This is a genomic window from Paracoccus saliphilus (genome assembly GCF_028553805.1).
GTDB classification, from domain to species: domain Bacteria; phylum Pseudomonadota; class Alphaproteobacteria; order Rhodobacterales; family Rhodobacteraceae; genus Paracoccus; species Paracoccus saliphilus.
The window spans coordinates 1844720-1858066 of record NZ_CP067140.1 but is presented as its reverse complement, the minus strand read 5'-3'; the positions used below and the strand labels follow the sequence as shown (position 1 = coordinate 1858066).

Here is a 13347-nt window from a genome sequence, read left to right as displayed (position 1 = left end):
TCATGTCCAATCTCGCTGAAAACGCCCGCATCCTCCATCAGTTGCGCAAGCTTCGTATCGACACGCCCAGGGACACCGCGTTCATCTCCCGCCTCGACCGGCTGTTGTGCCGGGACGAGGAAGGCAATCTCCAGCACGAGCCCCAGCGATTTTCCCTGGGGCGGGAGACCCGCGGTGTGATGGTCATCGATGGCGCCGGCGGCGGCAAGACCACGCTGATCGCGCGTGCCCTGGAACGGCACCCGGTCCTGACCGGGCCTGACGGGCGGCACTATCTGGAGGCCAGTGTGCCCAGCCCCGCCACCTTCAAGAGCATGGGCGGCACCTTGCTCGAACGCAGCGGCTATCCGGTGATCACCGCCAACCGCGAGGGCTGGAGCCTGTGGGAAACGCTGAGGGGTCGGCTCAAGAATCTCGGCATCACCGTTCTCTGGATCGACGAGGCCCATGACCTGTTCTGCGCCGACAAGAACCTCATTCTGCGGGCCCTCAAGGCCCTCATGCAGGGCGATGAGGCGGTCATTCCCATCCTCTCCGGAACCGAGAGACTGCATGAGATCGTCCGCTCCGACCCACAGGTCCAGCGCCGGTTCAACACGCTGATCCTGCCGCCGGTCGCGGAAGCCGCCGACGGCGCGAGCTTCCAGGGCGTGATCGGGGAATATTGCCGGATCGCCGGGCTGGAGCCGCCACTGGAGGGCGACCTGATCCCGCGCCTGTTCCATGGGGCACGCTATCGCTTCGGTCGTTGCGTCGAGACGATCATCGGCGCGATCGAGTTTGCGCTGGAAGGTGGAGCGCACCGGCTCGACATCGACCATTTCGCGGAGTTCTGGGCCATGCAAGAGGGATGCCCGCTTGGCGGCAACGTTTTTCTCGCCCGGGACTGGCCGCAAATTAATCCGGACCGTGACGAAGAAGACGATTTCGCCCTGCCCGCGCGTGCCCGTCGTCGTCGTCGGAAGTGACCATGGCCCGTCTCTTTCCCTTGCTGCCGTTTAAGGTGGATGAGACCCACTGGTCCTGGGCCGCGCGCATGGCCGCCTTCCACATCCGCGGGTCGGTCAACACCTTTCTGCGCGATCTCGGTCTCGACCCCTTTCTCGTTTCCCTTGGTCAACCCGATGAGGTGACACGCCTATGCAATCTGGCAGGGCAGGAACCGGAGACAGTGCTGCGCAATACCCCGATCCAGCATATCCGGCGGGTTTATCGGCTCGGCGATCAAACCCTGATCGACAGCCTGTGCCCGCCGCGAGACCTCCGTTTCTGCCCGGCCTGCCTGGCAGAGGATGATGCGGCTGCATGCGCGGTCGGGCAGGATACATCCATCCATCGGCGTGAACGGCTGATCTGGCGAATGAAACCGATCCGGATTTGTCCGGTCCACGCACTGTCCTTGATCCGTCGGGATCGGCCCGAGGGATCAGAAGAAACGGGCGTATTCGGCGGAAGCGTTCCTGAAACCACACCCATGCTGAAAGATATCGCGGTAAACACTGAGCCATGCCCAAAATCACCGCTGCAGAGCTATATTGCCGGTAGGATCGGAGGGCGCTCCGGCCCGGCATGGCTCGACGACCAGCCACTCGAACAGGCCATCCGCGCCACGAAGTTGCTGGGCACCGCTCTTGCCTTCGAACCGTATACGTTCATCGACGATCTTTCCAACAAGGAACGAGACGCCGCATCGGCCCTTGGTTGGCGCTTCACCTCCAGGGGAGAACACGGCATCCGCCGTGCGTTCCGTCTGTTGCAGGCTCGAGGCGCCCCCAAGGGCTTGATGACGAGGCGATCGATCCAGAACAGCTTCGGCAACCTGCTGGACGATGCGCATTATCCCGGCGGGCATGCTCCTATCCGACGCCTGCTCAAAGAGCATATCGCAAGGCTTTTCACGGCAAAATAGACCGGCGGGATCGTTCCCACCTCACCTTCCAAAAACTCAGATTTTCCATCCAGCCGCCTTCGGGCGGCTTTTTGTTTGCCGTTTTATTGGTCGCGTCGCAATATTTCTATGGCCACGAAATGCATGTAAAGTGGACAAAACTCAAAACAAGGCTTTCCTGATCATAATAAAATCAATTAGTTATATGCAACCCAGATACCCATAGTGGCCAGTATTTCGGTTGTCGGACACCGCCCTTGCGGGTCATCCGGGCTTCCCCTACATCTGTAGACAACGGCAGAAGGAAACCCATATGGCAATGGAAGCCCATGACATCGAAGCGCTCATTCGTGCGGAATTTCCCGACGCGCAAGTCACGATCACTGATCTTGCCGGAGATGGAAATCATTACGCGGCCGAGGTGATCGACGAAAGCTTCCGTGGCAAGAACCGGGTTCAGCAGCAGCGGGCGGTCTATGCCGCGTTGCAAGGCAAGATGGATGGCCCGGCCGGCGAATTGCATGCATTGGCCCTGACCACGAAGGCGCCGGAATAGGAAATGCGGTCCCTACCCCGCATATCGGACGATATTTGACATAGCCCGCCAAAGGCGGGCACGTGACCGGAAGGACAACGCAATGAGCGATGTGAACACGCAGATCCAGGATACGATCTCCTCCAATGACGTCGTATTGTTCATGAAAGGCACCAAGGAAATGCCGCAATGTGGCTTTTCCAGCCGAGTTGCAGGTGTTCTGAATTACATGGGGGTCAGCTTTCGCGATGTGAATGTGCTGGCCGATGACGGCATCCGTCAAGGCATCAAGGAATTTTCGGACTGGCCGACGATTCCGCAGCTTTACGTCAAGGGTGAGTTCGTGGGTGGCTGCGATATCATCACCGAGATGACCCTGTCGGGCGAGTTGGATCAGCTATTTGACCAAAAAGCAGTTGGTTATGACAAGGATGCTGCCGAAAAAATCCGCGAAGCCAACGCCTGATCGTCAAAATTCAACGCCAAAACAAGGGTGTCTGCGAATTTCCTTCGCGGCACCCTTTTTAGATCGTGATTATCAACAAGTTTATACGCCCAGATGATTTTGGTTTTTGACGGGGTAGCTTCGCCGGTTTAATCTTCAACGATCCAAACAAGTTCCAAGGGAGGACTTCATGACCATTCGCACAAGGGTCGCAGCACTCGCTACGGCCATGGTTTTCGGTGCGGCACCCATGACGGCGGGCGCCCAGGAATTCATTAATATACTGACTGGCGGCACCTCTGGTGTCTATTATCCGGTCGGTGGCGCGCTGTCGAAGATCTACACCGATGGCATTCCCGATGCGAAGGTTCAGGTGCAATCCACCAAGGCCAGTGTCGAGAACCTGAACCTGCTGCAACAAGGCAAGGGGGAAATCGGAATTGCGCTTGGGGATTCGGTGAAGTTCGCGGCAGAGGGCAATGCCGATGTCGGCTTCCCCGAGCCGCTGGACAAGCTGCGCGGCATCTCGGCCATGTATCCGAACTTCATACAGATCGTTGCCAGTGAGGAATCGGGCATCAAGACGCTCGAGGATCTGAAGGGAAAGGCGCTGTCGGTCGGCGCTCCGAAATCGGGGACCGAGCTGAATGCGCGGGCAATCCTGGAAGCGGCAGGCATGAGCTATGACGATCTCGGTAAGGTCGAGTACCTGCCCTTCGCGGAATCGGTCGAACTGATGAAGAACCGCCAGCTTGACGCGACACTGCAATCTGCAGGGCTGGGTGTGGCATCGCTCAAGGACCTCTCGACCTCAATCCCGATCACGGTCGTGTCGGTTCCCGAAGAGGTGGCGTCGAATCTTGGTGCGCCCTATGTCGCGGAAACGATCCCGGCCGAGACTTATGATGGGCAGGCTGAAGATGTGCCGACCGTTGCGGTGATCAACTTCCTGGTCAGCTCCGAGGCGGTCAGCGACGATCTCGCCTACCAGATGACCAAGCTGATGTATGACAATCTGGACGCTCTCAAGGCGACGCATGCGGCAACCTCCAGCATGGATGTTCAGAACGCCCTGAAAGGCATGCCGATTCCGGTGCATCCGGGCGCGCAGCGCTACTATGATGAAATTGGCGTCAAAGCTGAATAAACATCTCGATTGATTGGGCCGGAATTGTCTCCGGCCCAACTTTCGCCAGGAACAAAAACATGGCCGAATCTCAGCATCCTGCCCGCGCGGAACATGTCGACGCGGGTCTTCATGACCCACTGACCGAAAGCTTTCCTGCTGGTTTTCAGGGCAGGATACTCTATTGGATCGCGGTCGCCTTCTCGCTCTACCAGATTGCCATTGCCGCGCATATCGTGAACCTTTCCAGCCAGATACAGCGGGCGCTGCATCTCGGTTTCCTGATGCTCTTGTGTTTTCCACTGTTGGCCGCCCTCCGCAAACAAGGCCCGGTCGGGCAGATCGTCGCCTGGATCATGGCGGCATTGGGCGTGGTTGTCGCGGGATATCAATGGGTGGAATATGTGCCACTGATGATGCGTTCGGGATCGCTGAACCAAATCGATGTGGTGATCGGCATCATCGCCTTGGTTGGGACATTCGCCGCCGCATGGGTGGTGATGGGCCCTGCCCTGCCCATCGTCGCCGGGTTCTTTCTGATTTACGCACTTTTCGGCGAATACTTCCCCGGCCCCATGGTCACGCGCGGCTATGAGCTGGCCCAGGTGGTCGAACAGATGAGCTTCGGCACCGAGGGCATCTATGGCACGCCGCTCTATGTCTCGGCGACTTATATCTTCCTGTTCATCCTGTTCGGCGCTTTCCTGGAAAAGGCCGGGATGATCAAGCTGTTCACCGACGTTTCCCTGGGGATGGTCGGTCATCGGATGGGCGGCGCGGCCAAGGTGTCGGTTGTCAGCTCGGGGCTCATGGGCACGATCTCGGGATCCGGGGTGGCCAATGTCGTCACCACCGGCCAGTTCACCATTCCGCTGATGAAAAGCTTCGGTTATCGAGCCGCCTTTGCCGGAGGGGTCGAGTCCACCGCCTCGATGGGCGGACAGATCATGCCGCCGGTGATGGGTGCGGTGGCTTTCATCATGGCCGAAACCCTTGGGGTCGCCTATATCGAAGTCGTCCGCGCCGCGATCATCCCTGCCATCCTCTATTTCGCCTCGGCCTTCTGGATGGTCCATCTGGAGGCCGGCCGCCGCAATTTGCGCGGCATGGCCGAGGATGAATTGCCCTCGACCATCAAGGCATTGCGCGAGGGCTGGTACCTGATCCTGCCGCTGGCGGTTCTGGTCTACCTGCTGTTCACGGGCTATACGCCGCTTTTCGCGGGGACCGTCGGGCTTGCACTGACGATGATGCTGATCCTCGGTGCTTCGGCCGCGCTCGGCTTGCCCTCGCCATTGCTCAAGACGATCTTCTGGATCGGGCTGGGGCTGGTCGCTGCCAGCTTCCTGAAATTCGGCAACAACGCCCTATGGGCCGGGATCGCCGTGCTGCTGATCTGGAACGCGATCAGCCAAGGCGGGCGGGCGACGATCCGGCAGGTCGTGGACAGCCTTGCCGAGGGGGCCAAGACCGCCCTGCCCGTCGGCGTGGCCTGCGCTTTGGTCGGCGTGATCATCGGCACCATGACCCTGACGGGCGCCGCCAATACATTCGGCCTCTATATCGTCTCGGTCGGTCAGAACAGCCTGTTCCTGTCGCTGGTCCTGACCATGCTGACCTGCCTTGTCCTTGGCATGGGAATCCCGACCATACCGAATTACATCATCACCTCGACCATCGCCGCCCCCGCCCTGCTGGAACTGGGCGTGCCGCTGATCGTCAGCCACATGTTCGTCTTCTATTTCGGCATCATGGCCGATCTGACTCCGCCCGTGGCGCTGGCCTGCTTTGCCGCGGCTCCGATTGCGAAGGAAGGCGGCCTCAAGATCAGCTTCGAGGCACTCAAGGTCGCCGCGGCGGGTTTCGTGATTCCCTATATGGCGATCTATACCCCGGCCCTGATGCTTCAGGATGGCGGGCCTTTGGCCGGATCCATCGGCTATGCCTCTGCCGTCGCCTATATCGTGTTGAAATGCGTAATCGCGATAGGCTTGTGGGGGATTGCGGTCATCGGCTGGTTGCAGCACAATCTGGCTGTATGGGAGCGTGTTCTGGCTGCCATTGCTGCATTTACCCTGATCGCCGCGATGCCAATGACCGATGAGATCGGCTTGGCCCTCGCAGCCCTGTTCGCGCTCTTGTGGTGGAGGAAATCTCGCGCATGAACGGATGCCTTCTGGCCGGGATGATGACTATCGCCCTGAATGGCGCGGATTTCCGGTTGGAATGGACCCATTCGGTCGAGAAGGTCACCTGGCGCGAATATTGGCGGATCAAAGAGGGTGGGCTTGGCTTGACCAAGGCTGCGGTCAAGGGCTCTGGCGCCGGGATGGAGCCCGGAGAGGGAGCCGAGCTGCAAGATGATTGGTGGGTCTGGACGCCGGATCTGCCGGTTCAACCGCAACTGGTGCTTGCGGCAAGCGGCGCGACTGGTGGAGCATGGCGTATCTGCGACGGGGAGGCCTGCCGCGAAATCGGTGCGGCACCCGGCGCGCCTATCATCCTGCGCCCCTGCCCCTGAACCCGAGCCTGATCACGTCAGATCGTCGTCGTAATCACCTTCGTCATCGCGATCTCGACCGCTGCCCCGCAGCTTGGACGCAACTGCAGCGCCAATGCCAAAAGCCACCAGCAGCTTGACCATGCTGCCGGTATTGCTGTTCGCCGCGGCAGAAACCTTGCGCCGGGTACGGGCCGCCTTGCGCGCCGATTTTCTGGCACCGCCAAAGAGCGAGAACAGCTTGCTCTCGGCCATGCTCACCATACGTGCAGCTTCGCCACGCGCACGTTCGGTTGCCATATCCGTCGCAAGACCGACACGCATATCGACTTCGCGCTTCAACTCATCGCTGGTGGGCATCTGATGGCGAGGGGTTTTCGCCAGTAACAGGACAAGCAGCCCAATTACCAGAAACCCGCCACCTATGGCCAGTGAGGCAAACATGCTGCCCCATTCCAGGCCATAGGCAAGCCAGGTCCACAATGCAGCGATCAGGAACCCTGCCCCTATGGCAATTACCACGCCGGCCACGATTTTCATGGCCGAACGTCGCAGCGTGTCTCCTAGGGCGAGTTGAAGACGCCGGGTGTAATCGAACATATGCCCGGTCTCAGCGGCGCGCGAGGATCAGACCGACGAGGAAGCCGACACCGGCCGCAACCCCCAGTGATCTTGCCGGGTGACGGCGGACCAGTTCGGACAATTCGTCATAGCGTTCTTCGGCCTTGCGTTGGCCCTCTTGGTAAATCCGCCCGGCCTCCGCGCGTGCGCGGTCGGCATATTCGCGGCCTGTTTCACGGGCCGTTTCGGCAAATTCCGCACCGCGCTCGCGCAGACGCTCGGCCGCCCGGTTATTAGACAGTTCCTCCAGGGTTTCGCGTCCGTCCTCCTTGATCTTGCGGGCACCCTCTTCCAAGTCCTCCCGCGCTTCGCGGGCGGCGGCCTTGGTGTCACGCTTGATGTCTTCGGCGGTCGTGGTCCGGTTAGCCATGTGATTTCCTTTCGGTGTGTTTGTTCACCTTCGTGATCTAAACACATCAGTCAGTTCTTTGTTCCAAACCGCTGTCGGATTCGTATTGGATATCATGGAATAGAAGATGGTACCGCCTCCCCGGCTTGAACGGGGGACCTCTGGATCCACAATCACGGCGTATTGCCAATGGTTTCAATGACGTTTGAGAGGCGACCGGGCAGGATACCGCCCGGTCAAGCTACTTCGGATGTACCGTTCACTTGGGTTTATCAATCAATTCTGGCCATCCCTTTAATCGCTGATCCGAGATTCCGCGACTACCTCTAGTGGCCGCTGAACCTCGAAGGCAGTTGCGCCGCTCATCCAGACTTCCCGTTCGTCTGATTCCGTAAGGATCGAATGCCGTATCCTTGGCGACGGCAAGGTCGGCTCTGAGCCCAATGTGATCACCCGATTGAGGCGCAGCGAATGTTCGATTCGGTTTTTTTACGGGCAGTCCGCAAAAAACCGAAAACGTCGTCTATTCGACTTTTTCAGTCTTCGTAGGGCCAGCCGGTGAGTGTTAAAGACTTTCGAAATTTGTTGAGGAGCGGTCCGGTAGTCATATCTATAGCATCATTGGGTGACCAATTGCTGAATGCATTTTCGGGTAGTTCAGTACCTTTGTCAGGTCTCTTACTGCGTCGGTTTACAACCATTTTGCGTTGTTCATCTAACTCCCAACACAATATTGTGTCGCGGGTACCAAACGTGACTGGGTCTTCACCGAGATAATCGACTGATGGAATGTTTGAAGCGATCAGTGAGAGCCCCCTAAGGTCGCCCATATTGATGCTTGGTGTCATTCGCCCTGCAGCTGGTGTCGGCTTATCTATGCGGCTGGCCCGCCCCATCTGATTGGTCCGGTTTGATTGTTAGTGCATGAGCAGGCTCGGGTCTATCGATACGATGGTTTCCGGTGCCGGCGGGCGATAGCCCAGAGCACTATGCGGTCGTTTCGTGTTGTAGTGTTTTCTCCATTGTTCGATCAGGATTTGTGCTTCTCGCAAGCTGTAAAAGATCTCGCCGTCGAGCAGTTCATCCCTGAACCGGGCATTGAAGCTCTCGCAATAGCCGTTCTCCCAAGGTGAACCTGGCTCGATATAGGCCGTTCTGGCACCGACAGCCTTGATCCAGTCCTGAACAGCCTGGGCCACGAACTCGGGGCCGTTGTCGGAGCGAATGAACCCCGGCACGCCCCGCATGATGAACAGGTCGCTCAAGGCATCGATCACGTCATTCGAACTCAGCTTGCGCTTGACCCTGATCGCCAGGCATTCCCGGCTGTGTTCATCCAGGATGTTCAATGTCCGGAACACCTTGCCATCATCGGTGCGGCCATGAACGAAATCATAGGACCAGACATGATCACGATATTCCGGCCGGAGCCGGATGCATGATCCGTCGTTCAGCCAGAGCCGGCCTTTCTTCGGTTGTTTCATTGGCACTTTAAGCTTCGTCGGGCAAACAGTCCCCCGGACTGTTTCCTGATCCTCCTCAGTCTCGCCGCCACAGCCTTTCGACGCGTTTATCGTTCACCTGCCATCCAGCTTCTCTCAGCAGAGCTGCGATCCGACGATAGCCTGAGCTGCCATATTGACGGGCCAGTTCGATCATGTCTGCGACCAGCCGCTCTTCGTCGGCACGTCCTTGCGGTGGATATCTTTGGGTGGAGCGATGTTGGCCCAGCACACGACACACACGACGCTCGGAAACCTTCATCTGGCTGCGCACATGATCGATGCAGGCGCGACGGCGAGCGGGGCTCAGAAGTTTCCCTTGGCATTCGGCATGTCATTCGAACCAGTGGCATTCCATGCCTCATTCCCCCAAGATCAGCTTGTCCAACGTCAGCTCCGACACAGCCCTTCTCAGCCGTTCATTGTTCGCCTGCTCTCTCGAACCGGTGGCGTTCACAGGCTCAATTCTGAAGTCGCTTGAGTTCTTTCAGTTGGTCGCTTCCCATACCGCCATATTGCTTGCGCCAACGGTAATAGGTCTGTTCGGTAACGCGAACTTCACGGATCGCATCGACACGCGACATTCCTTGGCCGACCAAGACCTCAACTTGCCGCAACTTCGTGACAATTTCTTCGGGTTTGTGACGCTTGTTCGCCATTTCTGATCCTCCGTTTTCCTAAACATAACGGTGGACCAATCCAATGGGGGAGCATCACCGGCATCGCCTTTGGATGGATATTTGCCGACCCACCGCATCCGCACCAACAAAGCTGAAAAGGCGATCTGGACATGGAATGCCGTCACCTTCGCAAAATTTATTGATGACCAGAAACCACCTCGCCGGAAACTTGCCGTCCGTCACCGCATTACTTACCGCGGTAACCTTTACGCCAAGCGAACGAGCGATGGTCGATCGACCAATCGCGTCGCATACTTGGGCCGTGGTGATGTCGGATGCCTGAGTCATGTCCGATAGATCATCCAGTTTTTCTGGAATGTCAATATTCCAGAACAGATTCATTCCAGAATTTCTGAAAACGGACTACAAGGCCGACATGAACAGCGAACAAAAACATTCACTTGCGCACACTGGCGACATGGGCATTGTTGCATGTGCAATTCGGCTGAAAGCCGCCAGATATGCGGCAAATTTGATGCAGACCGAACTGGCGAGAAGCTTAGGGCTAAAAAGAACCACGAACATTAGCAACATGGAAAAGGCTCACACATTCCCGAACAGGGAAATTATGAGCTACTTCTTCAAAGAGCACAGAATAGACTTCAACTTCCTGATGAGCGGTCACTATTCTCAGCTACCTGGCGACGTTCAGGATCGTCTCTTCCCCGCACTCGAAGTCGCAAACAGTGAATGGGAGCAAACAGCAGATTGAGGTCATTCCCAAGCGATACGCCACTGCGCCTATTGCGAACATGACTCTGCTCATCGATTTTCTCCCCCTCACTCCACCGCAAGAACAATAAGCGAACATTTGCCGATACTGCAAGACGCGCAATCTAGTATTCCATTTTTTTTGTAATGTATATATTGATGTTCCATTTTATCTGGAATGCATCTTGGCCCATCGCAACCCGATGGAGACCATCGCCATGTCAATTCTTCCCGACGACGCCCTTGCCCGGCATCCGATCCATGATCAGGTCCGGAAGGTTCTGACCGACCCCGAGGCAGCCGCAGCCGCTGGCCCGGTCGCACGCAGGCTCGCCTGGTACATCCGATCGAATGCAGAGGGCCGCACCCTTCGGCAGTGCCATCGCCCGCCGATCGGTCACGAGGGGGCAAGGTAATGGAGGAGCGTATCGTCACCCGCCACGCTGGCCGCAGCACGCGGCAGGGACCGGAAAGCGAAGCGCCAGGCAATCCACTGCCGATCGACCTGCCGGCCGTCGAGGACCACGAGGTGCCGTCGCCGCTGCAATCCATCAAGGCCTGCGATCTGATCTACATCGCCGTGGGCATGTTCGGGACCTTCGCGGGCGGCGCGCTGGCCGCATGGTGGCTGAAATGAGTATCCCTACCCTTTCCACCTTCACCGACGATCAGCTCCGCGAGGCTTACGCCTTCCAGGTCCGCCAAGACTATTGCGGCGACATGGGGCGCACCGCAGCTGCGATGGCGTTGCTAGAACAGGATGGCACCGTCGCCGATGACGACATGATCGAACGGCTGGCGGCCGAGATCGGGCGGGCGGTTGACGAGGAGGGCCACAATGCGACGGTCTGACGTCGCCGTCCTCTGCAACAATTGCGGCGGGCCAAAGCCCGACGATCATTACCGGGCCTGCCCCGACTGTCGCGCCGAATGGCGGGCCAGGGCACGGAAGCCGGGTGGGACGGCTGAGCGGATCGATGCACTGGAAAATGCGGTCCGCCTTGCCTTGCCGTGCCTGCGTGACGACCTGCACACCATCATAGAATCCGCGAGTTTACCGGACGGCCTGGATGGCGAGGACCGCATGATACCTCGCGAGGGATCTATGCATGCTCACGAAAAACGTTTTGCCAATCCGATCATCAAGGCAATTCGGGCCGGCGAAGCCCTGATTGGCCGTCAGCGTGACAACAAGCCCGTATGGCTTGACCGCATCATCGACGGGACAAGGAGAATGTAATGACCGACACAACCGCCCTTCCCGACATCATCGCCGATCTTCGCGCACGCATCTCGCAGCTGCCAACAATCGACTCTCGCCGCGGCGACATCATGGATCAGCACCGCCGACACCGGAAAGCCGCGGTCGAACTCGGCGAGTACCTGACCGCCACCTACGGCGCCCAGGTCGCGGAGAGAGCCGAGAACAACCGTATCACCATGCGCCGGATAAGCTCGACCAGCACGAGCGGATTGCAGGGTGCCTTCAGCAATTGGATTGCCGCCGCCGAAAAGCGGTTGGCGCAGCAGCAGAGAGCGTGAACCATGAGAAACAAGCTTGGTGATTTGAACAACCACCTTTTTGCGCAGCTCGAGCGGCTGTCCGACGAGGGCATCTCGGCCGAACAGATCGATCAGGAGGTCAAACGGACTGAGGCCATCGTCTCTGTCGCGGATCAGATCGTAGGAAATGCCGACCTCCAGCTGAAAGCCGCAAAACTGTTTGCCGAGCAAGGCATATATCGGGCGTATCAATCCGCTCGGCGATGGCCGCGCCACATGGGAGCTGGATCGCACCGACGAACGGGGCACCGCGAGATCGGTTCAGGCGGCGCAGATCGCGCTGGCCGAGGCGTTCGGACGTTGGGTTGTATCGGCGGGACTTAGCGCCCCGGTCGGCGATCAAATAATTGCCGCGAAATGGAAATGGACCGATGGCAAATATAAGGGCTCTACATTTTGGGCTTGCCACGATCCGGTAGCCGATGGTCGGCCCGATGCGTGGATAAAGATCGGCGCGAGGCCACTTGGTGCTGCGTATGTGTACGTCTAGGTTGGCGAGGGGCTTGACCTTCTGAAAGACCTGAACGCGTTTCGGAGTATGCATACGTGAGCCCGCTCCACACATTCCACGCCCTGCGCCCCTTCGGCGGCTTCGACCTGATCATGGCCGACCCGCCCTGATCGTTCGACAACTACTCATCCGCGGGCGAAGCGAAGAACGCCAAGGCGCAATACGCCTGCATGTCACTCGATGACATCGCCGCCCTACCCGTCTCTGCCCTGGCGTCCGACAATTGCGTCCTGTGGCTCTGGGCCACCAACCCGCTCCTGCGCGAGGCCTTCGACATTATGGATGCCTGGGGCTTCAATCGAAAGACGGCCGGCCATTGGGTGAAAACCACAAAGCACGGCAAGCTGGCCTTCGGGACCGGATACATCCTGCGCTGTGCGGGTGAGCCGTTCCTGATCGGAACCCGCGGATCGCCGAAGACCAGCCGGTCGGTTCGCCCGGTCATCATGGGCCCGGTTCGCGAGCATAGCCGCAAGCCCGACGAGGCATTCACCGAGGCCGAGCGGCTGATGTCGGACGCCAGGCGCATCGAACTATTTAGCCGCCAGCGCCGTGAAGGCTGGGCGAACTGGGGCAATGAAGTCGAGAAGTTTCAGGAGGTGGGATGATGGCATGCCCAACCAACGACAAAACCTTTGATCCTGTTGCAGCCTATGGTTCGGAGCACTGGATCGCTGCGCGGTTCGGGCGATCCCATGACTGGCTGAAGCGGGAACGAAAGCGCCTGGAGAGTGAAGGATTCCCACCCCGCGACCCGCTCACCGGCTTCACCTTGAAGGCCGATGTCGACGCCTGGCTTGCCAAGAGACGGCGCGTTGCTGATCCTGTTCAGGTTCGGGCCCATGAAAAGCCCGACGACAAAGGGCAGAGGATCAACCTCCGCGCCTTCTGAACAGGAGTGCATATGCATGAACCG

18 protein-coding genes and 1 pseudogene are annotated in these 13347 nt (G+C 58.7%); 14 read left to right on the top strand and 5 right to left on the bottom strand.

The genetic code is table 11. The features are described from left to right. Positions 1-2 precede the first annotated feature (2 nt). The 7 genes from JHX88_RS08885 (at position 3) to JHX88_RS08855 (ending at position 6515) form a co-directional block, all read left to right on the top strand. The gene (locus JHX88_RS08885) at positions 3-968 is read left to right on the top strand and encodes a TniB family NTP-binding protein (protein ID WP_076528368.1); all 966 of its coding nucleotides are present in this window, start codon (positions 3-5) and stop codon (positions 966-968) included. Positions 969-970: 2 nt separating this feature from the next. Next, entirely contained in the window at positions 971-1909 is a 939-nt protein-coding gene (locus JHX88_RS08880) for a TniQ family protein (protein ID WP_076528366.1), read from the top strand. A gap of 292 nt (positions 1910-2201) precedes the next feature. After that, a complete protein-coding gene (locus JHX88_RS08875; RefSeq protein ID WP_076528363.1) occupies positions 2202-2444 on the top strand; it encodes a BolA/IbaG family iron-sulfur metabolism protein in 243 nt (80 codons plus the stop codon). Between the two features lie 82 nt (positions 2445-2526). Continuing rightward, on the top strand, positions 2527-2889 hold the full coding sequence (grxD, locus tag JHX88_RS08870; RefSeq protein ID WP_076528361.1) for a Grx4 family monothiol glutaredoxin: 363 nt from the start codon (positions 2527-2529) through the stop codon (positions 2887-2889). A gap of 169 nt (positions 2890-3058) precedes the next feature. Beyond that, entirely contained in the window at positions 3059-4015 is a 957-nt protein-coding gene (locus JHX88_RS08865; protein WP_076528359.1) for a TAXI family TRAP transporter solute-binding subunit, read from the top strand. 59 nt (positions 4016-4074) lie between these two features. Continuing rightward, positions 4075-6159 (top strand): TRAP transporter permease, encoded by a 2085-nt coding sequence (locus tag JHX88_RS08860; RefSeq protein WP_076528358.1) that lies wholly within the window; start codon positions 4075-4077, stop codon positions 6157-6159. Continuing rightward, positions 6156-6515 (top strand): DUF1850 domain-containing protein, encoded by a 360-nt coding sequence (locus JHX88_RS08855; RefSeq protein ID WP_076528356.1) that lies wholly within the window; start codon positions 6156-6158, stop codon positions 6513-6515. The genes JHX88_RS08860 and JHX88_RS08855 overlap by 4 nt, the downstream gene beginning before the upstream one ends. 12 nt (positions 6516-6527) lie before the next feature. Here the strand turns inward: JHX88_RS08855 and JHX88_RS08850 are convergent, their stop codons facing one another. The 4 genes and pseudogenes from JHX88_RS08850 to JHX88_RS08835 form a co-directional block, all read right to left on the bottom strand. Then, the gene (locus JHX88_RS08850) at positions 6528-7094 is read right to left on the bottom strand and encodes a hypothetical protein (RefSeq protein ID WP_076528354.1); all 567 of its coding nucleotides are present in this window, start codon (positions 7092-7094) and stop codon (positions 6528-6530) included. A gap of 10 nt (positions 7095-7104) precedes the next feature. Next, on the bottom strand, positions 7105-7485 hold the full coding sequence (locus JHX88_RS08845) for an ElaB/YgaM/YqjD family protein (RefSeq protein ID WP_076528352.1): 381 nt from the start codon (positions 7483-7485) through the stop codon (positions 7105-7107). 896 nt (positions 7486-8381) lie between these two features. Then, positions 8382-9625, bottom strand: a pseudogene (locus JHX88_RS08840) (IS3 family transposase). A gap of 54 nt (positions 9626-9679) precedes the next feature. Beyond that, positions 9680-9988: a hypothetical protein gene (locus JHX88_RS08835; protein ID WP_141225922.1), complete on the bottom strand. Its 309-nt coding sequence runs from the start codon at positions 9986-9988 to the stop codon at positions 9680-9682. A gap of 34 nt (positions 9989-10022) precedes the next feature. Between JHX88_RS08835 and JHX88_RS08830 the strand changes: the two genes are divergently transcribed. The 4 genes from JHX88_RS08830 (at position 10023) to JHX88_RS08815 (ending at position 11209) form a co-directional block, all read left to right on the top strand. After that, entirely contained in the window at positions 10023-10358 is a 336-nt protein-coding gene (locus JHX88_RS08830; RefSeq protein ID WP_272848224.1) for a helix-turn-helix domain-containing protein, read from the top strand. A gap of 217 nt (positions 10359-10575) precedes the next feature. Continuing rightward, a complete protein-coding gene (locus tag JHX88_RS08825; protein ID WP_141225921.1) occupies positions 10576-10773 on the top strand; it encodes a hypothetical protein in 198 nt (65 codons plus the stop codon). Continuing rightward, the gene (locus tag JHX88_RS08820) at positions 10773-10994 is read left to right on the top strand and encodes a hypothetical protein (protein WP_076528154.1); all 222 of its coding nucleotides are present in this window, start codon (positions 10773-10775) and stop codon (positions 10992-10994) included. Before JHX88_RS08825 ends, JHX88_RS08820 begins: the two co-directional genes overlap by 1 nt. After that, entirely contained in the window at positions 10991-11209 is a 219-nt protein-coding gene (locus JHX88_RS08815; RefSeq protein WP_076528152.1) for a hypothetical protein, read from the top strand. The genes JHX88_RS08820 and JHX88_RS08815 overlap by 4 nt, the downstream gene beginning before the upstream one ends. 327 nt (positions 11210-11536) lie before the next feature. Here the strand turns inward: JHX88_RS08815 and JHX88_RS08810 are convergent, their stop codons facing one another. Next, entirely contained in the window at positions 11537-12091 is a 555-nt protein-coding gene (locus tag JHX88_RS08810; protein ID WP_176011496.1) for a hypothetical protein, read from the bottom strand. Here JHX88_RS08810 and JHX88_RS08805 point away from each other — a divergent pair. From JHX88_RS08805 to JHX88_RS08795, 3 genes are all read left to right on the top strand, one after another. Next, positions 12081-12410, top strand: a complete 330-nt coding sequence (locus JHX88_RS08805) for a hypothetical protein (protein WP_176011495.1) — start codon at positions 12081-12083, stop codon at positions 12408-12410. The two genes, JHX88_RS08810 and JHX88_RS08805, sit on opposite strands and share 11 nt — an antisense overlap. Before the next feature lie 191 nt (positions 12411-12601). Next, the gene (locus JHX88_RS08800) at positions 12602-13039 is read left to right on the top strand and encodes an MT-A70 family methyltransferase (RefSeq protein ID WP_272848223.1); all 438 of its coding nucleotides are present in this window, start codon (positions 12602-12604) and stop codon (positions 13037-13039) included. After that, complete coding sequence (locus JHX88_RS08795; protein WP_076528167.1) at positions 13039-13323, top strand: hypothetical protein; 285 nt, start codon at positions 13039-13041, stop codon at positions 13321-13323. The genes JHX88_RS08800 and JHX88_RS08795 overlap by 1 nt, the downstream gene beginning before the upstream one ends. Positions 13324-13347 lie beyond the last annotated feature (24 nt).